This is a genomic window from Pseudomonas sp. 10B238, assembly GCF_000970615.1.
In the GTDB taxonomy this organism is placed as follows: domain Bacteria; phylum Pseudomonadota; class Gammaproteobacteria; order Pseudomonadales; family Pseudomonadaceae; genus Stutzerimonas.
In genome coordinates this window covers 399,578-420,216 of the sequence record NZ_KQ033929.1, presented here as the reverse complement: position 1 = coordinate 420,216, position 20,639 = coordinate 399,578, and the positions used below count along the sequence as shown (strand labels likewise).

Here is a 20,639-nt window from a genome sequence, read left to right as displayed (position 1 = left end):
CACCGGCCTGATCGTCTCTCAGTAAGGAATTTGCAGAATGTTCAATACCAAGCTTCCAACCCAGAGTGAATTGCCGACTAGCCGCCAGCTGCTGCGCTCCACTGTGATCGCAATGGGTGTTGCGGCTGCGTTGCTCGTCGCCGTGGTGATGCCTTCTGAGTACGCCATCGACCCAACGGGCGTCGGCCGCGTACTTGGCCTGACCCAGATGGGTGAAATGAAGGAGGTACTGGCCGAAGAAGCGGCTGCGGATGCAGCTGTTCAGCCAGCGGCGACCCTGGTCGTAAAAGCCCCCGCGCCTGGTCAGGTGGCACCCCACGAGCAGGTTGCGACAGCACCTGTGGCTGAGCCGGTAGCAGAGCCACAGCAAGCCCTAAAGACTGATGAAATGACTGTCACGCTGAAGCCGGGCGAGGCCAGTGAAATCAAGCTGGAGATGGTGGACAAGGCCACGGTTAGCTACGAATGGGCAACCGATGGCGTTCCGGTCAATCACGACACCCATGGCGAGCCCTACAACGGCCCCAAGGGCTATTACCACAGCTACAGCAAGGCCAAGCAGGTCAAAGGTGATAAAGGCGAATTCACTGCCATCTTCGATGGCACCCATGGCTGGTTCTGGCGCAACCGAAGCAACAGCGACGTGACGATTACGCTGAAGACCAAGGGTGAGTACCTGAGCGTCAAACGCGTTATCTAGGACAAATAGCCCCAGCGTCTAGGCGCTGGGGCTTTTACATCCAAGATCAAGATTGAAGGAATGCATGATGAACAGCTTTTTTACGCAGAGCCGCTCCCTGCTGCTGGTTTGTCTGTTAGGTCTGCTGTCGGCATGTGGCGACAGCGAGCCGGAGAACCAATCTGAGATAGAAAGTCACGGTCATTCTCACGCCTAAGAAATGGCAAGTTGTCTTGTTACGTGCAATGACTCCCTAATCGCTTGCACGTAAACAATTGGCAAGCTCTACCTCTCATAGGCCTTGCTAGCATCCCTGAGAACTGTTGAGTGGCTGTTGCTAGCTGAAAGAAGATCTTTGTCGTTCCATCCACACTGGATTTCACCGCTATCATCATCCTTGGCCTGTATATTCATACAGATAAATCTTGCCTGCCGCGTTGTCGCTGCGCATGCTAGTCAGCATGGCAAACGACCCAGTGAAAACGTGATGCGGCTGTTTCTCTGCGAAAAACCTTCTCAAGCCAAAGATATCGCTCAGGTGCTCGGCGCCTCTCGGCGGGGCGATGGTTGCTGGCTTGGTGCTGGCGTCACCGTCACCTGGTGTATCGGCCATTTGCTGGAAACCGCACCGCCGGACAGTTATGACGCGCGTTACAAGCGCTGGGTGCTGGCTGATCTGCCGATCGTGCCCGAGCGCTGGAAGATGCTGGTCAAGCCCAAGACCGCCAGCCAGTACAAGGCCGTGAAACGGCTGCTGGGCGAAGCCAGTGAACTGGTGATCGCCACCGACGCCGATCGCGAAGGCGAGATGATAGCCCGCGAACTGGTGGAGCATTGCCGTTACCGAGGGCCGATCCAGCGACTGTGGCTATCGGCGCTGGATGACGCTTCGATTCGCAAGGCCCTTGACGGTCTGCGCGCGGGTGCCGAGACCTTCAACCTCTATCAGTCGGCTTTGGGTCGCTCCCGCGCCGATTGGCTGATCGGCATGAACATGAGTCGACTGTTCACCCTGCTTGGGCGGCAGTCCGGCTACCAGGGAGTGCTGCCGGTTGGTCGGGTGCAGACGCCGACGCTGCGGCTGGTGGTCGACCGTGACCGCAGCATTGCGGACTTCGTACCGCAGCCATTCTGGGCCATCGAGGTGCAGCTTTTGGGTGACGATCCGGTGCCCTTTACCGCGCAGTGGCGCGCGCCGGAGGCGCACAGCGATGACCAGGGGCGTTGTCTTGACCAGGCGTTGGCGCAGCGAGCGGCCGAGGCCATGCGCGCGGCGGGCAGCGCTCGGTTGCAACGACTCAAGACCGAACGCATGCGCGAAGCGGCACCGTTGCCGTTCGATCTGGGCACCCTGCAGGAAGTCTGCTCGAAGAAGCTCGGCCTGGGTGCTCAGGAAACGCTGGATATCGCCCAGGCGCTCTACGAAACCCACAAGCTCATCACCTATCCGCGCAGCGATTGTGGCTACCTGCCGTTGAGTCAGCACAGCGAAGCACCGGGCATTTTGGCCGCATTGGCGCAGGCCGATCCATCGCTCGGCGAGCTCGCGCCGCGCCTCGAGCCCCGGCGTAAGTCGCGCGCCTGGAATGACGCCAAGGTCGGCGCGCACCACGGCATCATCCCCACGGCGGCGGCTCGCGCCTTCGAGCGGCTGTCGGGCAAACCGCGGGCGGTGTATACGCTGATCCGGGCGCGTTATCTGGCGCAGTTTCTGCCCGCGCATGAATACGATCGCACCCAGGCTGACTTCGACTGTGCTGGCGAGGCACTGCGGGCCGTCGGCAAACAGATCGTCGAGCCGGGTTGGAAGCGCGCCTTGCCCGAGGCGCTGGCGGCCAATCGCGGCCGTGAGGCGCCAGGGCCACAGACACTTCCGTCGTTGCGTGAAGGGCAGATATGCCCGATCCACGACCTGACCTTCAAGGACCTCTGGACGCAGCCGCCCAAGCCCTTCACCGAAGGTGATCTGATCAAGGCGATGAAGAACGTGGCCAAGCTGGTGGACGATCCCAAGCTGAAGCAGAAGCTCAAGGACACCACGGGCATCGGCACCGAGGCGACGCGTGCGGGGATCATTCAGGGGTTGCTCGATCGTGGCTACCTGACCAAGCAGGGCAAGGCTCTGGCGGCGACGCCGGCGGCTTTCAGCCTGATCGACGCAGTCCCGCGTGCCATCGCCGACCCAGGCACCACGGCGATCTGGGAGCAGGCGCTAGACATGGTGCAAAGCGGGGAGATGAGCCTGGATGAATTCGTCAGCAAGCAATCGGCGTGGATGAGCAAGCAGGTCGAGCGCTGTAAGGGCGTTCGCCTAACTATCAGCGGGCCCGCCGCGCCAGCCGGTCGCGGCGCACCCTGGAAAAAGCGCAAGGGCGCGGGCCGCAAAGCCGCACCCAAGGCGCGCCGCGCTGCAAAGTCACCCAGCCCCGCATGACGGTCTGCTATCCGGCAAACCAGGTCTGCAAGAGGTAATAGCAGGCGCTACCCAGCGCAGCCGTGACGATCAGCCCCAGCCGTGTCGCCACAGTGATGCCCGCTACCAGCGCCAATGCAACGGTGGCGGCGAGCGGTGCCTTGGCGGCCTCGCTGTAGAGGATGTACACCGCGAAGTTAATGAACACGGCGGTCGGCAGCACGCGCTCAAGAATGCGCCGGGTCGCGTCACTCAGGTCGAGCGTGACGAACACCGGCAGGATGCGCACCAGGCAACTGGTGGCGAACAGCGCCGCAATGGCCAGCAGCACGGACGTGTTCATGAGCGCACCCGCGCCAGTACGCAGGTGGCGAGCAGCACGCTGGGAATCCAGAAATACAGCGGCCCGAGCAGCATGATCAGCGCCACGGCGATCAGCGTGCAGAGCGCGACGGCCAGCAACAAACGAACCTTGCTGACGCTGAGTTGGGGCAGGCGCGAGCGAAGCTGGCTGGCAGAGAGGAACATCAACACGACGCTTGCCGGGAAGCCCAGGTTCAGGTCGGCGGCGAGCCAGTTCGCCGGGATCAGTTTGCCGATGACCGCACCTGCCACGCCGGCAACCACCCAGGTGAGGAACAGCGTGGCGCGGATCACTGCCAGCGATGCCCAGCTGTCCTGTTCACTTTCGGTGGCATAGGCCTCGTCACCCAGCATATGAGCGAGGAGCGCGCGCAGCCCCCAGGTCCGCGGCAGCCGTGAGGCCGATACATAGGCGATTGGCAGGTAGCGACTGTTGATCGAGGCGGTGAGCAGCAGCATGGTGATGAACCCGGCGCCAGAATCGGCCAGCGGCAGCACGGCAAACTGACCGCTGCCGGTGAACCCCAGCAGGCCTATCAGGGCGACTTCCAGCGGGCTCCAGTCCGAGCGGCCGGCCAGCACGCCAAACAACAGGCTGACCGGGATGATCGCCAGCGCGGCGGGTGCGACCCGGCGCAGGGCGTCGACGGGTCGGTATGCGGAGGCTTCCATCTGTCGCTGTCCTTGATGGCTCGACGGGTGCGCTCATCGCACCGGGCCGAACAGTCTAGACGGGGCGCTTCGTTGCTGTCTCGGCTGCGGTAGCCAGCAAGCGAGGTCCGCCTGGTTGTCCATCGCCCCAGCAGGTGTGCCCATTCGCGTTTAGAATGCGCGCGCCTTTTTCGAGACGATTGAACATGCAGCCAGATGCCCTCGCGACCCTCCAGCAGCACCTCAGCCAAGCCTTGTCCCAGGTGCCGGACGAAACCCGCCGGCTCTTTCATGGGCGCGGGCGCTGCTGGGCTGGGCTCGAGCACGTCACGGTGGATTGGCTGCAGGGCGTGGTGCTGGTTTCGTTGTTTCGCGAGCCAGCTGCCGAAGAACTGGAGGCGCTGATCGGGATGCTGTCGGCGCTGACCGAGGCACAGCCTTGGCAATCGAGCGGGGCGCATACCCTACTGCTGCAGCACCGCTACCTGCCCGACAGTCATATGCAGCCGCTGCTTGGAGAGCCGCCCGAGGAGTGGGTGATCACCGAGGATGGCCTTCGCTACAAGCTCGACCTGGGCATCAAACAGAACAATGGGCTGTTTCTCGACATGCGCTACGGCCGGCGCTGGGTCCGCCAGCAGACGGGCGGCAAGCGTGTGCTCAATCTGTTCGCTTATACCTGCGGTTTTTCGGTGGCAGCCATTGCCGGCGGCGCGGAACACGTGGTGAACCTGGATATGGCGCGCGCGGCGCTCAGCCGTGGACGGGACAACCATCGGCTCAACGAGCATGACCTCAGTCGGGTCAGTTTCCTCGGCCACGAGCTGTTCAAGTCCTGGGGTAAGGTCAAGAAGACCGGCCCTTACGATCTGGTCATCATCGACCCACCGTCCTTTCAAAAGGGCAGCTTTGCGCTGAGCCGCGATTACCAAAAGATTCTCAGGCGTCTGCCCGAGTTGCTCACCGAAAGCGGGACGGTGCTGGCCTGCATCAATGACCCGGATACCGGTCCAGATTTTCTTATCCAGGGGATGGCGACCGAAACGCCGGAATTGGTGTTTCAGGAGCGCCTGGAAAACCCGCCAGAGTTCCCCGACATCAGCCCCGACAGTGGCCTCAAGGCTTTGGTTTTCACTCGTCGCTCGTCATAGACGCAGCGATCCGAGTCTAGGGCTGAAACAACGCCAACAGACAGGCCCTGGCGCTGGCGTATGGTTTGGCGAATAGCTCCGGTGGCGCCTATAGCCGGATTAGGCGATGTGAGATGGAAACGAAACTGCCGGCACACGGCCGGCAGTTTTGGCTGCTGCGATGTCAGTGTTGGCTGACGATAGCCATGTTTTTGAGGCCTGCCTGGCTGATCAACGCGGTGTTGCCGATACCGCTCTGCATGACGTCTGCGGTGTGGTTGCTACCGCTCTGCATGACCGTAGCGGCATGGCTCTGGCCGTTCTGGACCAGGTCTGCCTCGTTGAAGAAACCGTTCTGGCTGACGCTGGCCATGTTGAAATCGCCGTCCTGGTCGATGTCGACGTTGTTGTTGACACCCGTGCTAGAGCCAGTAATGCGGTTGCTGTCACCTTCCTGATGCGCCACCAGGATGTTGCCGACGTCCGACTGGGTGAAGTTCAGCTCGTTGTATTTGCCTTGCTGCTCGACTTCGGCTTGGTTGTAGCCGCCGCGCTGGTCGACCTTGGCGATCTGTCCGCGTCCGTTCTGGTCGATCGCGGCTGCGTTATCGAGGCCAGTTTGGTTGGCAGTAGCCGTGTTGCCATTGCCGCGCTGATCGAGGGTTGCCTTGTTCAGGTTGCCCTGCTGATACACGAAGCCGTTCTGATTGCTGCCGCGTTGGTCGACATTCACTCTGTTGTAGTCGCCACTTGAGTAGGTGTAGGCCTCTTGATGGCGTCCGGTTTGATACACATCGGCATTGTTCGCCGTGCCGATTTGCTCAACCTCGGCTACCGAGCCATTGCTCCAGGTCTGCATCACGTCAGCCATGTTCTGGTCGCCCAGCTGATCGATCAGGGCGCGATCACCGGCGCTCAAAGTCTGGCTAACGGTACCCTCGTTGAGGTTGCCGTCCTGATACAGCGAACTTTTGCTGCCATTGACTGCGTACTGGTAGCTGGTCGCTGAGTTGCCGTTGCCTTCCTGCTTGGTGAACGCTTCGGCGCCATAGCTGGCGCCCTGCTCAGTATTGGCAGTGTTGTCCTGGCCGCGCTGGCGCTGTTCGGCGCTGCTGCCCCAGGTGCCGCTCTGGCTGACGCTGGCTTCATTCGAGTGGCCATACTGCCATTGCACGGAGCGGCTGTTGATCGCCAGGGTCTGGTTGACGTTTGCCTCATTGAAATTGGCGGTCTGGGTCTGCAGGGCAGAGGAAGACAAGGAGCCGGTCTGCTCGACCATCGCGTCGTTGCCCCAACCGCTCTGCACTTGTTTGGCTGCGTTGGAGCTGCCGTAGCTCTGGATGACCTCGGCGACATTGTTGACGCCGTTCTGGCGTTGTTCGGACGTGTGATCGGCCGCCATAGCCTGAGCGGCGGCAACGGTCAGCAGGGCAGCTACTAGGGGTTTGATCTTGAACATTGTTGTCTCTCCATGAAATGTTTTCAGCGGTACTTCCTGGTGGTGCTTTTTTAGCGGTACTGGCGGACCAGCACGCTCAGACCCCGGCCATGCTGCGTGACGCTGCTGCTATGCCCAGTGCCGGTCTGTTCGATCTGCGCGTCGTTGTACGCGCCGTACTGTTCAATTCGGGCCTGGTTGTAGCTGCCCGACTGAACAATCAATCCCTGGTTATGGCTGCCGTGCTGCTCGATGGATGCTTCGAGCGCATAGCCGCTCTGGAGAATGAAGGCTTCCAGTGCATTGCCTGTCTGGCTGATATTTCCGCTCAGTCTGTCCCCAGCCTGGGCGAGGAACGCCAGGTTGCGGGTTGGGGAGCCGGTTTCGGTTTGTGTCGGTGCGTTTGCGTTAGGCCGACTGGAGGCGATTTCGTCAGGCGCGAGATCGAGCGAGTCCGGAAGGCTGGCGGCGAGCAGGGTGGGGCTGACTAGTGCTGCGAAGAGCAGCGGTAACAGCACTGCTCTGCAAGCAATCCTTTGCGCGTCGATCATCAGTCATCCCTGGTTAAGTCGCGGTAGGTCATCCTGACCTAAACCGCGATCTGGCAAATCCATCGAACGGCTGAAACCGCTTCGTTTGCTATGGATTGGTTGACGTGCTGAGGTATTTCGCCAATTGAGCGTCGACCGCCGGAGAGCTGTCTGCGGTCTGCCACAGGCGCCGATCGACGCCTTGGGCGATGAGGTGTGCAACCGCCGCCTCGATGGCGGACAGCACACAAAGCTGCGCCGGCTCGTTGGTGGTGTAGCCGGCCTCGGCTTCGAGCAGCTCCTTGAATTCGATGAACTTGTAGACGTTGGCGCTGCGTCCGATGGAATAGATCGTCTTGGTGGTCATCACGTTGGATAGCACCTGGCCGCTGCGAACGTCGATGGCGCGCAGGTTGACCGTGACCTGATCGACCCGATATTCCTGCGATATGCCGATGCCCAGATAACGAGCACCTTGCCCACCACTGCGCACGTTGGTTTCGTAGGCGACGATGGCGCCCTCCATGATGATGTTGGCGGCCAGCAGCGACGGCAGCTCGGATTGGATGTTCGGCGCTACGTCCGGTTTGGCTTGTGATGCACGAATGATCTTGCGCTCGGTCAGCACGTTCTGCAGACCTTCACGCTCGAGCACGATGAACCAGCCGCTCGCCTGCATGGCGTCGACCAGCATGCTCGCTGCGCCCTGGGTTACCGCCGTGGAAAAGGAGCTGGCGGGGCTGGGCTTGTATTGCCCGGTCTGGTCACGAAAGCCATAGACTGCTGCTACCAGCGGGCCTCGAGGGCGAGGCAGCTCGAGCAGGTCCTGATAGGTCGAAGTGCGTGGTGTCAGTGTTGGGGTTTCCTGGTCCGCCGACATTGGCTCGCGTACCGCGCAGCCCTGTAGAACGGCCATCATCCCGATGGCTACGAATAGGCTTCTCATGGCCTTTGCTCTCCCTGCGAGTTAGTTGATGGCTGCGGCGCCGTAGCCATTGACGACAATTTCGGAAACTTCGCCGGTCAACCTATCGGTGATTTGCACTGTCAGGTTGCCATCGAGGTTTACGACGTTTATCAGGAAATCATCGGTTTCCAGCGAGCCACCGTTCGGATCGTCTAGCGTGTTGAGCAGGTTGGACAGGAGTCGCGATTCGAGCTGACTGGTGAAACGGTCAAGCGCCGAGGTGCCGGTCAGTGACCCGCGATCGAAGGCATCCGGATCCTTCTTGTCGTTCTGTGCCTGGGCACTGCCCAGTAGCCATGCACCGTTGAGGGGGCTGCCGCCAAATGATGGATTCACTGGGGTGTACACCAGTTCGGTGGCACTGAGGCCGGAGCTAAGCAGCAATCCGGCCAGGAAGACGCCGGTGATTTTTTGTTGTGGCCGGTTCATAACTCATCCTTCGCGAGGTCAATGGTGTCTTCGAATAGTGCTTCGACTTTCCTACGGTTTATCTCCTGCAGCACGAAATCCGCCGCTTCATAGGCGGTCTGTTCCATGTCGCTGACGTTCGGTTGCAGAAAGCGGCGATACAGCGGCTGGTTGTTCTGCTCCACCCAGACCAGAATCCCCCAGCGCGCCGAGGGGCGCTCTTTGACGGCCAGGTTGAAATCCAATGCGCTGGTGTCGTTGAGACGTTCACAAAACTTGCGGTAGAACTCCTGGCCGGAGCGTGAAACCGTGTTGTTGGTGATGAACCCCTTGAGCTCGGCCTCGTCGGCATAGGCCTGGATGCTGAGCAGCAGCATCAGACCCAGGCAGGCCATCTTCATATCCCGGCCTCGCCGACATGCCCCAACACGAGCGATGCGCCCTGTGCGCGGTTGGAGGCACCCAACTTGCCCAAGGCGTTATGGATATGACTTTTGATGGTATGGGTGCTCAGATGCAGGGACTCGGCGATTTCGGAATTGGAAAGACCTTTGCCGGCAAGTGCCAGGATCTGTTTTTCCCGTACCGACAGGTCGTCGATGGCACGCGAGGCATGGGTGATTTGGCGGTAGCGGCCCAGCAGCTTTTCCATCAGCGCACGTGGCAGCCAATCGCCGCCGTCGAGCATGACGCTGATGCCGCGGCTAAAATTAGCGCGGCTGGTGTTCGGGTAGAACACGCCCTTGATCCACGGGTGCTGTACCAGCAGACCGCGCGCCTGGTCAGCTTGGGCATTGATCAACGCGGTTGGGGTGTCGCGCAGCTGCCGGAGCAGGCGCAAACAATCAGCTTCCGTGAAGCTGCCAACGTCGAGCAGAACCAGGTCCGCGTCGTTTACGCCTGGACGAAATGTGCTACTGCGCGTCAGACGCAACTGTGGTCCACCGTGGAGATGTTGATGGAGCAAGCCGTCCAGCAATTCGCTATTGGACAGCAGGACAAGACGAGAAGAAGCGACGACCGCAGGGGATTCATCGAGCATATGCATATCCTTTGCAGAAGTGACTGGGGAGTAGCGCCCGTGATCCTTGCCGGGACTGGCGCTTTGACATTGCTCGGGAAAAGATAGTTCAGAGCGGTGACAATAAAAAGTCATTGTTGCGAAATGGTGACTGTTTTCCGACGAGCCACATCGCTCTAGCGAACGCGGGTGGTGGCAGACAGATGCATGCTGGACTATATTTATTGGTCTTTTTTCGCGGGCAATGGGAGCAGGCGATGTCCGATCCAACGTTCTGGCTGGTGTTTTTCTCGGCCGCACTGGCACTGAATCTCTCGCCAGGGCCAGATCTGTTGTTCGTGCTGTCGCGCACACTGTCCGGCGGGCGCCGGGTCGGTGTGGCCTCAGTGTGCGGCGTCTGCAGCGGTGCCTTGGTTCACGTCGCGGCGGCTGCGCTGGGGATATCCGCCATTCTCGCCACCTCGGCGCTGGCCTTCGCTGTGGTCAAGTATGTGGGTGCGGTCTATTTGCTGTATCTCGGCGTTCAGGCATTGCGCTCTGCCGGGTCGGCCGCAGCGCTCAACCTCAAAGCGGCTCCGAAGGTCACCCTTTGGCAAGCTTATCGCCAAGGCATCCTCGTCGACGTGCTCAATCCGAAAGCGGCCATTTTCTTTATGGCGTTTCTGCCACAGTTCGTACGGCCCGACCAAGGCGCGATAGCTCTGCAGCTTCTGGTACTAGGCGTGCTGGTTGTGCTGGTGGCGGTGATTGTGGAATGCGCCATGGTTTTCCTGGCGGCTCGGGCTAGCTCGGCGTTGCGTGGTAACCGTCGCTTGAGTCAGTGGATCGACCGCGTGCTCGGCTCGGTCTTGATCGGTCTGGGGATTCGCCTCGGCTTGGCTGAGCGTACATAAGCGTCCGGACCCATGTATGGGAACGTCAGCCCCGGTTTCGGTCTGAAGGGTATGCGGTACGCTTTTATAGGCGCAGCCGCGGCAACCGAAAGGAGCGCTCATGTCTCTGTACAGCAAGAACACCACCTCCAATCTCATTCCCTGTCTGCGCTATCGGGATGTGCCCGCAGCGCTGAAATGGCTTTGCCAGGTTTTTGATTTCGAGCAGCAGCGCGTAGTCGAAGACGCGCAAGTCGGGGTCATTCACGCGCAGCTCAGTTTTGGCAGCGGCATGCTGATGCTGGGGCCGGTGGCCGATTCGGACTACGGCCGCCAGGTCAGGCAGCCGGACGAAGTCGGTGGCGTCTCTACCCAAAGCAACTATGTGATCGTCAACAGTGCCGATGCCCTCTATACCAAGGCCAAGGCCGCCGGCGCGGAGATCGTTGTCGAGCTAAAGGACGAGGACTATGGCGGTCGTGGTTTCAGTTGTCGCGACCTTGAGGGGCATCTGTGGAACTTCGGCACCTACGATCCGTGGGCCGAGCCGGTTGCCGAGCAGAACGCACCGCGGGGGGACTGCTGATGCGTAACCTCAAATTCGCCGACGGCGCTAGCGTTCCCGTAGTGGGGCAAGGCACCTGGCACATGGGTGAAAACCCGGCCGAGCGCAGCAATGAGGTAGCCGCCCTGCAACTGGGCATCGAGCTGGGCATGACGCTGATCGACACCGCAGAGATGTATGGCGAAGGCGGTGCTGAAGAGGTGGTCGGCGAGGCGATCCGCAATCGCCGCGATCAGGTCTTTCTGGTCAGCAAGGTATATCCGCACAACGCCAGCCGCAAAGGCGTGCCCGAAGCCTGTGAGCGCAGCCTGCGGCGGCTGGGCACCGAGTGCCTCGACCTGTATCTGCTGCATTGGCGCGGGCAGTATCCACTGGCGGAAACGGTCGAAGCGTTCGAGCGATTGAAGGACGCGGGCAAGATTCGCCGTTGGGGTGTGTCCAACCTGGATCTGGACGACATGCGCGAGCTGGATGCGCCGGAATGTGCTGTCAATCAGGTGCTCTACAACCCGCAGGAGCGGGGCATCGAATTCGATCTGCTGCCTTGGTGTCAGGCGCAGGGGATGCCCGTCATGGCCTACTGCCCGATAGGACAGGGCGGGGATCTGTTGCGCCACCCGACGATGCTGGAAGTGGCCCAACGGCATAACGCACAGCCTGCCCAGATAGCACTGGCATGGGCGCTGCGTCAGCCCAACGTGCTGGTGATTCCAAAGTCATCAAACCCGACCCATCTTCGAGCAAACGCCAGCGCGGCGGAGCTGACGTTGCACGCCGATGACCTGGCCCTGCTCGACAAGGCCTTTCCGCCCCCGTCGCGCCCACGCCCATTGCAGATGGTCTGAAACTCCGCTTGCTGGACGAGGCGGGGGAATGTTTGTCTCGCGGTAGCTGTCAGCTTATGACTGACAGCAAACCGGAGAAGCGAACATGAGCGAGTCCAGACTCGACGGCGTGGTGGTGGTCATCACTGGCGCCTCCAGCGGTATCGGCCGCGCAGCAGCACAGGCGTTTGCGCGTGAGCAGGCCCGGGTGGTCCTGGCAGCGCGCGACGAGGAAGCGCTGCACGAAGTGGCCAATGAATGCCGCGCTTTGGGAGCCGAGGCGCTGGTGGTGCCCACCGACGTGACGCTCAGCGATTCGGTCGAGCAACTGGCCAGCGCGGCGGCCGAGTTTGGCCGCGGGCGTATCGATATCTGGATCAATAACGCCGGGGTCGGTGCTGTCGGGGCCTTCGACGAGACGCCAATGGATGCGCACGAGCAGGTCGTGCAGACGGATCTGATAGGTTATCTGCGCGGGGCACATGTCGTCCTGCCGTATTTCAAACAGCAGCACGGCGGCGTGCTGATCAATACGCAGTCGGTGGGTAGCTGGGTACCGCAGCCTTACGCGGTGGCGTACTCGGCGAGCAAATTCGGGCTGCGCGGGTTTTCCCATGCGCTGCGTGGCGAGCTGGCGCAGTGGCCGGGCATTCATGTCTGCGATGTGTATCCCTCGATGGTGGATACCCCCGGTTTCCGGGACGGCGGCAATTTCGCCGGTCGCTCGCTGCAGCCGCCACCGCCACTGTGCGATCCCCGTCAGGTGGCCGATGCGATGGTCAGTCTCGCCCTGCATCCGCGGCATACGACATCCGTTGGGCTGACGGCGACGCTGCTTCGTTTCGCCCATTTCATTACGCCAGGCTTTGACCGCTTGTCCGGCCTGCTGACCGGTGCTGCCTTGGGCCGTGCCGACCGTGTCGCGCCGTCCTCGGGCAACCTGTTCCATCCGGCGTTGGGCGAGCGTCGAATCGATGGTGGCTGGCGCAGTGATGAAAAGCCGCAGCGCAGTTTGTTACTAGCCGGGGGTATTGCCGCAGCGGGCGTAGTCGGGCTGCTACTGGCTCGCCGGCGCCGTTAGCGTTTCATATGCCGGCGGCGGCTGGTCAGCGAGTCGCCGGCAGGCAATCCAACGAGCTGAGGTCGCGCCTCATATCCTGCAGACGCTCATCAAGATGACGACGCTGGGTCGCGTCGGCCATGTCGTACAGGTCGATCACCAAGTCGATTGTGGCCTGTTCGACGGCCGGGAAGGCGGCGCGATAGGGCGCTGTCCAATAGACCTCACGGTCTTGAAGCAGCCGGGCGATGCGCTCGTCAAAATTTGCCTGTTCCCGGTTGCGAACGGCGTCGACCAGTGATCGCTGCCACTGGGCGCGGTTATCGAGCCAGAGCTGATTCTGCTCGCTAAGCGCTCTAGCCCACTCCTGGATGCGTTGGCGTTGAGCTGCGCTGGCTTTGCCTAACCATTGCTCGACGCGTTCTTGCATACGGTCGGCTCGCTTACGGATTTGCTGGTCCACCGGTGGTTCCAAGTATTTCTTCTCGCGCTCCTGGAGGTCTTTCTCAAACTGATCGTCCAGCTCACGCACCTGCCTGTCTTCAAGGTCGCGGAGCAGTTGAACGGTAGTTGGGGTGATTTCTAGCGCGATCGTCTGAATCGCCTCTTGGGCGTTCACATAATGTGCTCGTAGCGCGGACTCATTCAGCGAGCCCCGGCGGACCTGAGCCTGCACGCGCTCGATGAGATCCAGATAGCCGGGTAGCTGAGTGCGGCAGTGCCAGCTGATGTGCTCCCGCAGCTGCGTACGAAAGCGCGTCTGCTGGTCATGATTCATGTCCAGGTAATCGTTGAGCGACCAGGGGATCAGCAGATCCAGGTTTCGGTAGGCCAAATTCATGCGGCTGCAGCCGGTCAGCACAACGGCACACGCCAGCAGGACCAGAATCGATTTACGCCCAAGCACCTGCCTGATCTGCATTGCAGTCCTCGTCGGGATGTCGGAACGGGTTTCGGTTGCGTTGTTCTGTAGAGCCGCAAGTACCTCGTCAGTTCGAGGCGAAACAGCAACGGCTTGTTTCTGCGAGAAAACGCCGGCGGTTGTGGTCCTAATTCAAGAGAGCGCCGCAAGCGCGACGCTCGGAAGCTGACAGCAAATAGCGGAGGTGAATATGCAACGCACGATCAAGCATCTGACCGGAGATGAAGTACCTCAGGGTTGGCGGCCAACCTGGGTCACCTGTTGGGTGGTCGAGATCGATGGGCAAACGATTGCCGGCCCGTACGCCACCGAAGCGGAAGCGCAGGCAGTGCTGGATGGGGAGCAAGACCCCAAGATCTCGCAAACACCTACGCCACAGTGATAGCTGTCAGAGGCATTGAGTAGCGCAGGGATCGTTTCTTTCGGGGAGCGGGGGAGGCGGCTCGACGAGCTGGGAAACCAGCTCCAAAGCTTTCTCGAACGATGGATAGCCGCTCTGCGCAACGTCCAGCCCGGCATAGGCCTGGCGATATTCTTCGGCCTTGACCGCGTTGCGCTCATCCAGCAGGTAGGGTTCCTGGTAGATTTTGTATAGCAGCGCTACGGCGTGCGGGTGGCCCTTGGCGCTGGCCTGTTCGAGCAGGCGCAGGACCTGTTCCGGTTGTGGGCCCTGGCGGATCAACAGCAGCGCCTGGTAGAACTCGGTCTCGCCTCGTTCATCAAGGCGAGCGCTACGCTCGAGCAGCGCATCGGCGAGTTCATAGCCGTTTTCGTCGCCGATGGAAATGAGGATCTTGGCCTGCAGCAAATCGTTCTGATAGAGCAGCCGCTCCGCGCGGCAACTGCCGTCGCTGCCATCTTGGTCACATGGCTGAGAGGCGCAGCCGCCCAGCACAACGAGCAGTCCGATCACCAGTGCGTTCTTCATTGCTGCCTTGTTCTCTCTATTATTTAGTGTGTCAGCGCGTGTTCTGACCCGCGTATGGCATAACTGTTCAGCCTGTTTTACTGCGCAGTGGCAATGGGCTGCAGTCCGTAATGAAACAGGAGGATCTGCCACTCGGGGTTCTCTGGCAAGTTCTCCACGAATCGGGCGAGATACTGGGTGGCAGCTTGACCAAGCGCATCGGCGACCCACAGATGCCGAGTGAACTGGTACAGCGGCGTATTCGAGACGTACAAATCCTGGAGCTTTTTCTCTTTCCGGTAGTAGAGCAGGGTAGAGCGGGGGATCAGCAAAGTGCCGATGCGACCTGACAGCAGCTTCTCGATGTTTTGCAGGTCGCCTTGGGCGTTCTGGCGCTTGATTGCACCGCTGGCGATATCCGCTTCGAGCCCTTCGTATCGGTGCCCGAGCACGCCTCCCAAGACAAGGTTGTGTAGCGATTCGGGGTTTTCATACTCGAAGGGGGCATCGGGCAGCGAAACAAAGTCCTGTTGATCGATCAGTAGCGGCCCCGACCATTTGCCGTTGGCTGCTTGCTCGGCAGTGAAGAAGTTCGGAGTGGCCCAGAGCAAAACGCCAGGCCGCTCTCGTGCTAACCGTATATCGACGCGCTTGCGCGGCAATTTGACCAGCTCGAAGCGAAAACGCTGGTTGTTAGCGGCGTCGTTGTTGAGCAGGTCGACGAAGGCACGCGAAAGACCCTCGCCGTCTTCGAGAATGAATGGTGGTGAAAAATGATACGTCCACACCTCGACTCGTTGTTGAGCCCCGCAGATCGAGGGCAACAGAACGAACGTCAGCAACAGGACGAATCTGTGCATGGTGATCCTGTATCTCGGAATGGCGAAATGCAGCAATCAGGGCCTGGCGCGACGGCCGGCGGCTGATTTTGTATCCCGTTTCATTGGCACCAGCATAGTCCAGCGATCGCCAGGTGCGAGCCGTCAGGGGTTATGCAAGAGACGTCGCCAAGCTAGAAGCGTTCATGCTCGCCGAGAAAGCGCCACTCTCCGACCGGCAGCTTAGCCATCGACAGGCGGCCGATCCGTATCCGCTTGCAGTTGAGCATCTCCAAGCCGATGGCTTCGCAGAGCTGACGTAGATCGCCGGCCTGCGGATTCTTAAGCACGACGCGCAGGCGGGTCTCGTTCTGCCAACTGGCCTTCGCCTTGGGCAGAACCCTGCCACGATGGCCGATCCCTTTGCCCAGCAACGCCAGGCCGCCTTCCTCCGGTTCGCCAGCGACTTCGACGATGTATTCCTGCTCTAGCATGTCGCGTGGATCGGCCAGTTTGCGGATCACCTCGCGTTGCTGGCTGAATATCACCAGCCCGCTGATGTCCTGCTCCAGCGGCAGCAGGGCGGTTTGGCGTGCGTAATGGCGTTCGCGGGGTGCCTGGCGAGAGCTGTCGCCGCTCCAATGGCCGGCCTCAGCAAGTTGCTTCAGCACGTCAGCAGGTTCTGCAGCGGTGGGCTGGCCGGCGGGTTTGTGCAACAGCAGCGTGACCGGCGGCTGTTCAGTCGCGGTGGCGCCGGGCAGCAGTTCAATGTGCTGCTCGCCGACCTTGAAATAGGGCGCTTCGATGATATGCCCGTCGACGCTGACCCAGCCTCCCTCGATATACAGTTCGGCCTCGCGCCGGGAACAGCCGATCTGCTCGGCGAGGCGTTTGGACAAGCGTATCGGGTCGGTCATGGCAGGCTCGGGTGCTTCGGAAGGAGAAACCTGGCGAGCCACTGCAAACGGCTAAAAGCAGTGGGGACTCGCTTACTAGGTTAGGTGTTGCGGAGATTACTTCTTGCTGATGGTGATCTGGCGCGAAGGGCCTTGGGTCTGGCCGCTGACCCCGTTAGGGATCTTTTGAACTTCGCCGCCGGCCTTGAGAAAGGCTGCCATCTGGTTGGCTAGCGACTCGCTGGTTTCACTGGCGGGTTCGGGTTTGCGCTTGGCGGTGGTGGTCTTGGAGGCCATCGTCATCTGGTTCCTTTGGTCAGTCGAACCGGACATTATACAGATCTGGCTAATTTTTGTTCGATTTTTCGCCGGCCTTGAATACTGCGTGCGTTCCTGCTTTGCGCCTGTTCACCCGGCTCGTTGCCATTGCCGTTGCCTGGGACTCAAAAGATGGGCAGCGGGTGCGGTAGCAGGCGTAGGCCGTCAATGGAACGCGTCTGCGATTTTTCACCTAAACGGGGGAGCATTCTCGCCCACTGCCGGTCCACTCAATATCGGGTCTGGCGAAGCGATCGTCTGCCCCGGCACGAATACAGGCAGGGGACGCTCGCGGCAAAGTTATTTGTTTCGTCATCTCCAGCCCCGGACAAAATGGAAAAGGAGCGGAGAGTGGCGGTCGTCATTAGTGCAATCCTGTGCATCATCCTGGGCCTGGCGCTTGCTGTCGGGGGTTGGAAAGTTATCGCGCTCGGCGGTACTTGGTATTTCGCAATCCTCGCAGTCGGCTTTCTGCTCACGGGCGCTTTGCTGTTAGCTCGGCGCCGTGCGGCGCTTTGGGTCTACGCGCTGGTAATGCTTGGCGCGCTGGGCTGGGCAATTTACGAGGTCGGCTTCGACTGGTGGCAACTGGCACCGCGCGCCAGCATTATTGGCCCGCTTGGGCTGTGGTTCCTGACGCCCTGGATTGCCCAGCGACTGGGTTGGCAACACTTCGGTGCGCGCGCCTGGGGCGGTAGCGCAATCCCGCTGATGATCGCCGTGGCGCTATGGGGCGCGACGGCTCTGCACGCGTTGACCTCCGACAGCAGTGACATCAAAGGCATGCTGCCGCCGCCTTTGGCTGCTGCCCCAGCGGCCGAGGTGAATACCGCTGATAACGTGCCGGCCAGCGATTGGCATGCGTACGGTCGCACCCAGCACGGCATGCGCTACTCACCGCTCGCGCAAATTACGCCAAGCAACGTCGAGCGGCTGGAAAAGGTCTGGCATTACCACACCGGCGATATGCGACGTCCAAGCGATCCCAACGAGACTACCTACGAAGTCACGCCGCTGAAGATCGATGACAGCCTCTTCATCTGCACGCCGCACAACTTCGTGATCGCGTTGGATGCCGAGACCGGGGAAGAGCGCTGGCGCTTCGATCCGGAGGTTCCGGATTCGACCAATCGGCAGCATCTGACGTGTCGCGGTCTGTCCTATCACACCAGCGAGACCCCCGTGGAGGGACAGGCCTGTCAGCAGCGCCTGTTCATGCCCACAGCGGATGCGCGACTGATCGCATTGGACCCGGAGACCGGCAAGGTCTGCGAATCATTTGGCGAAAACGGCGCGGTGAATTTGTGGAAAAACATGCCGAACGTCACGGAAGGCTTCTACTATTCCACCTCGCCACCGGTTGTGGCTAATGATCTGGTCATTGTCGGCGGGGCGGTCAACGACAACGTCTCGACCACCGAGCCATCTGGCGTCATCCGGGCGTATGACGCAATCACTGGCGAACTGAAGTGGAACTGGGACCCGGGCAATCCGGAGCAGACCGCACCCATCGCGCCGGGCGAAACCTACAGCGAGAGCACGCCGAACAGCTGGAGCATCTCCAGCGCTGACGAGGAGCTGGGGCTGGTGTTCGTGCCGATGGGCAATCAGGTGCCGGATCAGTGGGGCGGCAACCGCAGCGAGAACAGTGAGCGCTTCTCGTCTTCCATCGTCGCGCTGGATCTGGAAACAGGGCAGCTGCGCTGGGTGTTTCAGACGGTGCACCATGATCTCTGGGACATGGATGTGCCGGCGCAGCCAAGTCTTGTCGACATCCAGACCGAGTCGGGCATGGTCCCCGCACTCGTTCAGCCGACCAAACAGGGCGACATCTATGTACTGGATCGCCGCACGGGCGAGCCAGTGTTGCCGGTGCGCGAGGTGCCCGCTCCGCAAGGTGCCGCGAAGGGCGATTATGCCGCAGCTACCCAACCTGTGTCGGCACTGTCGTACGAGCCGCCGAAGCTGCAGGATTCCGATTTGTGGGGCGCGACCTTCATTGATCAGATGATGTGTCACATCCAGTTCAATTCGTTGCGTTACGAAGGGCGTTACACGCCGCCTTCGACCCAGGGTTCGCTGGTCTACCCTGGCAATTTTGGAGTGTTCAACTGGGGTGGGGTAGCTGTCGATCCGGTCCGGCAGATGGTGTTCAGCGCTCCGTCCTATCTGGCTTTCACCTCAACGTTGATTCCGCGCGAGAACGACGAGAAGGCTTACGTCTCCGACAGCGAACCGCACCTGAACGAAAACTTCGGCGCGCCGTTTGCGGTGGACCTGAAGCCGTTCGTGTCGCCGATTGGTCTGCCTTGCACTGCGCCGCCATGGGGTTACGTAGCGGGCGCCGACCTGCGCACGGGTAAAACCCATTGGCTGCGCAAGAACGGTACGGTGCGTGACCGGGCACCGGTGCCGCTGCCATTCGAAATGGGTGTGCCGAGCCTGGGCGGGCCGGTCATCACTGCGGGCGGGGTGGCGTTCCTCTCCAGTACGCTGGATTACTACGTGCGCGCCTATGACGTTACCACCGGCAAGCAGCTTTGGCGGGCACGGTTGCCAGCGGGCGGCCAGGCGACGCCAATGACCTATCAGAGCCGTTCGGGGCGCCAGATGGTCGTGGTCGTTGCCGGCGGTCACGGGTCGCTCGGCACCAAGGCCGGGGATTCGGTCATTGCCTACGCACTGCCGCGATAACGGCGTTGCCGCGTGCGCGCCGCAGCGGTGCGCACGCGGCAAGCGGGTGGCCTGCTAGAATCGCCGCCTTCGTCCCAGAGGAATCGCTACATGGCCGCAATCGGGCGCTTCAACAGCCTGCAAATCGTCAAGCACACCGGTTTCGGCCTTTATCTGGATGGCGGTCCGGATGGCGAAATCCTGCTGCCCAACCGCTACATTCCGAAAAACACGCCGACGGAGGTCGATGACTGGCTGAACGTCTTCATTTACCTCGACAGTGAAGACAAGCTCATCGCGACCACCGAGAAACCCAAGGTGCAAGTCGGCGAATTCGCAAGTCTCAAAGTCGCCGAGATCAACCGGATCGGGCTGTTTCTCGACTGGGGGCTGCCCAAGGATCTGCTGCTGCCTCACTCTGAAGAAAAGCGGCCGCTCAACGAGGGCGATTATTGTGTCGTTCACGTCTACCTCGACAAGCACACCCGTCGCATCACCGCCACCGCACGGTTGGACCGTTACCTGGACAAGACGCCCGCGCGCTACAAGGTTGGCGAAGCCGTTGACCTGTTGGTGGTGGAGCCCACCGACCTCGGGCACAAGGCGATCATCAACGGCAAACACTGGGGCCTGATCCACAAGAACGAGGCCTTCAAGTTCCTGCGTGGCGGCATCCGCGAGAAGGGCTACATCAAGGAAGTTCGCGCGGACGGCAAGATCAGCCTGAGCCTTCAGCCGGTGGGCAGCGAGGCGGCTGATGCATTGCAGGCGCTGATTCTGCAGAAGCTGCAGGAAAACCAGGGCAGCCTGCCCGTCAGCGACAAGACCGCCGCAGACGAAATCGCACGCCTGTTCGGGGTCAGCAAGGGCAACTTCAAGAAAGCCATCGGCGGCCTGTACAAGCAGGGGCGCATCGTTATCCATCCTGATCGTATCGAGCTCGCCTGAGCAGGCCGGGCGATCCCGTCGCCCGCCCTTGGCATCGCTGCAGTTAGCAGTATGTCTATTCGACGCCGGATGGCGGGTCGACGCATCGGCTCGCTGCCCCTGGCGAGAAGGGTTGTAGCGTCTCGTCCATCTGATCGAGGTCGTTGCAATCCTGTCTCATCCCATCAAGCGGCAGCTGCCGACCGCTGATCCTCGGCTGGTCTTATTCAGGCTCACGACACGGAACTCGCTGCCCT

At 61.0% G+C, this 20,639-nt stretch carries 23 protein-coding genes; 10 read left to right on the top strand and 13 right to left on the bottom strand.

The window, feature by feature from the left end; translation table 11 throughout:
* Positions 1-37 precede the first annotated feature (37 nt).
* Both RT21_RS06735 and RT21_RS06730 read left to right on the top strand, forming a co-directional pair.
* Positions 38-700, top strand: coding sequence for a hypothetical protein (locus RT21_RS06735; RefSeq protein WP_046162110.1), 663 nt, complete (start codon positions 38-40; stop codon positions 698-700).
* Between the two features lie 466 nt (positions 701-1,166).
* Positions 1,167-3,113 (top strand): DNA topoisomerase III, encoded by a 1,947-nt coding sequence (locus RT21_RS06730; RefSeq protein WP_046162109.1) that lies wholly within the window; start codon positions 1,167-1,169, stop codon positions 3,111-3,113.
* A 7-nt stretch (positions 3,114-3,120) separates the two neighbouring features.
* On the opposite strand, the gene RT21_RS06725 is transcribed toward RT21_RS06730, so the two are convergent.
* Positions 3,121-3,435, bottom strand: coding sequence for a hypothetical protein (locus tag RT21_RS06725; RefSeq protein ID WP_046162108.1), 315 nt, complete (start codon positions 3,433-3,435; stop codon positions 3,121-3,123).
* A complete protein-coding gene (locus tag RT21_RS06720) occupies positions 3,432-4,127 on the bottom strand; it encodes an AzlC family ABC transporter permease (RefSeq protein WP_046162107.1) in 696 nt (231 codons plus the stop codon). The genes RT21_RS06725 and RT21_RS06720 overlap by 4 nt, the downstream gene beginning before the upstream one ends.
* A 185-nt stretch (positions 4,128-4,312) precedes the next feature.
* Here RT21_RS06720 and RT21_RS06715 point away from each other — a divergent pair, with 185 nt between their 5' ends.
* Complete coding sequence (locus tag RT21_RS06715; RefSeq protein WP_046162106.1) at positions 4,313-5,257, top strand: class I SAM-dependent methyltransferase; 945 nt, start codon at positions 4,313-4,315, stop codon at positions 5,255-5,257.
* Positions 5,258-5,420: 163 nt separating this feature from the next.
* On the opposite strand, the gene RT21_RS06710 is transcribed toward RT21_RS06715, so the two are convergent.
* From RT21_RS06710 to RT21_RS06685, 6 genes are all read right to left on the bottom strand, one after another.
* On the bottom strand, positions 5,421-6,695 hold the full coding sequence (locus tag RT21_RS06710; protein WP_046162105.1) for a hypothetical protein: 1,275 nt from the start codon (positions 6,693-6,695) through the stop codon (positions 5,421-5,423).
* 50 nt (positions 6,696-6,745) lie between these two features.
* Positions 6,746-7,225 (bottom strand): hypothetical protein, encoded by a 480-nt coding sequence (locus RT21_RS06705; protein ID WP_046162104.1) that lies wholly within the window; start codon positions 7,223-7,225, stop codon positions 6,746-6,748.
* A gap of 88 nt (positions 7,226-7,313) precedes the next feature.
* On the bottom strand, positions 7,314-8,150 hold the full coding sequence (locus RT21_RS06700; RefSeq protein WP_082082124.1) for a CsgG/HfaB family protein: 837 nt from the start codon (positions 8,148-8,150) through the stop codon (positions 7,314-7,316).
* 21 nt (positions 8,151-8,171) lie between these two features.
* On the bottom strand, positions 8,172-8,600 hold the full coding sequence (locus RT21_RS06695) for a curli assembly protein CsgF (protein WP_046162102.1): 429 nt from the start codon (positions 8,598-8,600) through the stop codon (positions 8,172-8,174).
* Positions 8,597-8,980, bottom strand: coding sequence for a curli production assembly/transport protein CsgE (gene csgE / locus RT21_RS06690; protein ID WP_046162101.1), 384 nt, complete (start codon positions 8,978-8,980; stop codon positions 8,597-8,599). The genes RT21_RS06695 and csgE overlap by 4 nt, the downstream gene beginning before the upstream one ends.
* Positions 8,977-9,621, bottom strand: coding sequence for a helix-turn-helix transcriptional regulator (locus tag RT21_RS06685; protein ID WP_046162100.1), 645 nt, complete (start codon positions 9,619-9,621; stop codon positions 8,977-8,979). The genes csgE and RT21_RS06685 overlap by 4 nt, the downstream gene beginning before the upstream one ends.
* Before the next feature lie 236 nt (positions 9,622-9,857).
* Between RT21_RS06685 and RT21_RS06680 the strand changes: the two genes are divergently transcribed.
* The 4 genes from RT21_RS06680 to RT21_RS06665 all read left to right on the top strand — a co-directional run bounded on the left by RT21_RS06680 (position 9,858) and on the right by RT21_RS06665 (position 12,942).
* Positions 9,858-10,493: a LysE family translocator gene (locus RT21_RS06680; RefSeq protein ID WP_046162099.1), complete on the top strand. Its 636-nt coding sequence runs from the start codon at positions 9,858-9,860 to the stop codon at positions 10,491-10,493.
* A gap of 100 nt (positions 10,494-10,593) precedes the next feature.
* Positions 10,594-11,058, top strand: a complete 465-nt coding sequence (locus RT21_RS06675) for a VOC family protein (protein ID WP_046162098.1) — start codon at positions 10,594-10,596, stop codon at positions 11,056-11,058.
* Entirely contained in the window at positions 11,058-11,882 is an 825-nt protein-coding gene (locus tag RT21_RS06670) for an aldo/keto reductase (RefSeq protein ID WP_046162097.1), read from the top strand. Before RT21_RS06675 ends, RT21_RS06670 begins: the two co-directional genes overlap by 1 nt.
* 85 nt (positions 11,883-11,967) lie before the next feature.
* On the top strand, positions 11,968-12,942 hold the full coding sequence (locus RT21_RS06665) for an SDR family oxidoreductase (RefSeq protein WP_046162096.1): 975 nt from the start codon (positions 11,968-11,970) through the stop codon (positions 12,940-12,942).
* A gap of 25 nt (positions 12,943-12,967) precedes the next feature.
* On the opposite strand, the gene RT21_RS06660 is transcribed toward RT21_RS06665, so the two are convergent.
* The gene (locus RT21_RS06660; protein ID WP_046162095.1) at positions 12,968-13,843 is read right to left on the bottom strand and encodes a DUF6279 family lipoprotein; all 876 of its coding nucleotides are present in this window, start codon (positions 13,841-13,843) and stop codon (positions 12,968-12,970) included.
* 190 nt (positions 13,844-14,033) lie between these two features.
* On the opposite strand from RT21_RS06660, the gene RT21_RS06655 reads away from it, so the two are divergent.
* Positions 14,034-14,225, top strand: a complete 192-nt coding sequence (locus RT21_RS06655) for a hypothetical protein (RefSeq protein WP_046162094.1) — start codon at positions 14,034-14,036, stop codon at positions 14,223-14,225.
* A 6-nt stretch (positions 14,226-14,231) separates the two neighbouring features.
* Here RT21_RS06655 and RT21_RS06650 read toward each other — a convergent pair whose 3' ends face one another.
* The 4 genes from RT21_RS06650 to RT21_RS06635 form a co-directional block, all read right to left on the bottom strand.
* The gene (locus RT21_RS06650) at positions 14,232-14,771 is read right to left on the bottom strand and encodes a hypothetical protein (RefSeq protein WP_046162093.1); all 540 of its coding nucleotides are present in this window, start codon (positions 14,769-14,771) and stop codon (positions 14,232-14,234) included.
* A 77-nt stretch (positions 14,772-14,848) separates the two neighbouring features.
* Positions 14,849-15,610 carry an ABC transporter substrate-binding protein gene (locus tag RT21_RS06645; RefSeq protein WP_046162092.1) on the bottom strand — a complete coding sequence of 254 codons (762 nt, stop codon included), beginning with the start codon at positions 15,608-15,610 and terminating at the stop codon, positions 14,849-14,851.
* Positions 15,611-15,762: 152 nt separating this feature from the next.
* Positions 15,763-16,485, bottom strand: a complete 723-nt coding sequence (locus RT21_RS06640) for an RNA pseudouridine synthase (protein WP_046162091.1) — start codon at positions 16,483-16,485, stop codon at positions 15,763-15,765.
* 96 nt (positions 16,486-16,581) lie between these two features.
* The gene (locus RT21_RS06635; RefSeq protein ID WP_046162136.1) at positions 16,582-16,761 is read right to left on the bottom strand and encodes a hypothetical protein; all 180 of its coding nucleotides are present in this window, start codon (positions 16,759-16,761) and stop codon (positions 16,582-16,584) included.
* Positions 16,762-17,133: 372 nt separating this feature from the next.
* On the opposite strand from RT21_RS06635, the gene RT21_RS06630 reads away from it, so the two are divergent.
* A complete protein-coding gene (locus RT21_RS06630; RefSeq protein WP_046162090.1) occupies positions 17,134-19,476 on the top strand; it encodes a glucose/quinate/shikimate family membrane-bound PQQ-dependent dehydrogenase in 2,343 nt (780 codons plus the stop codon).
* 90 nt (positions 19,477-19,566) lie between these two features.
* On the top strand, positions 19,567-20,403 hold the full coding sequence (locus RT21_RS06625) for a CvfB family protein (RefSeq protein ID WP_046162089.1): 837 nt from the start codon (positions 19,567-19,569) through the stop codon (positions 20,401-20,403).
* Positions 20,404-20,639: the final 236 nt, after the last annotated feature.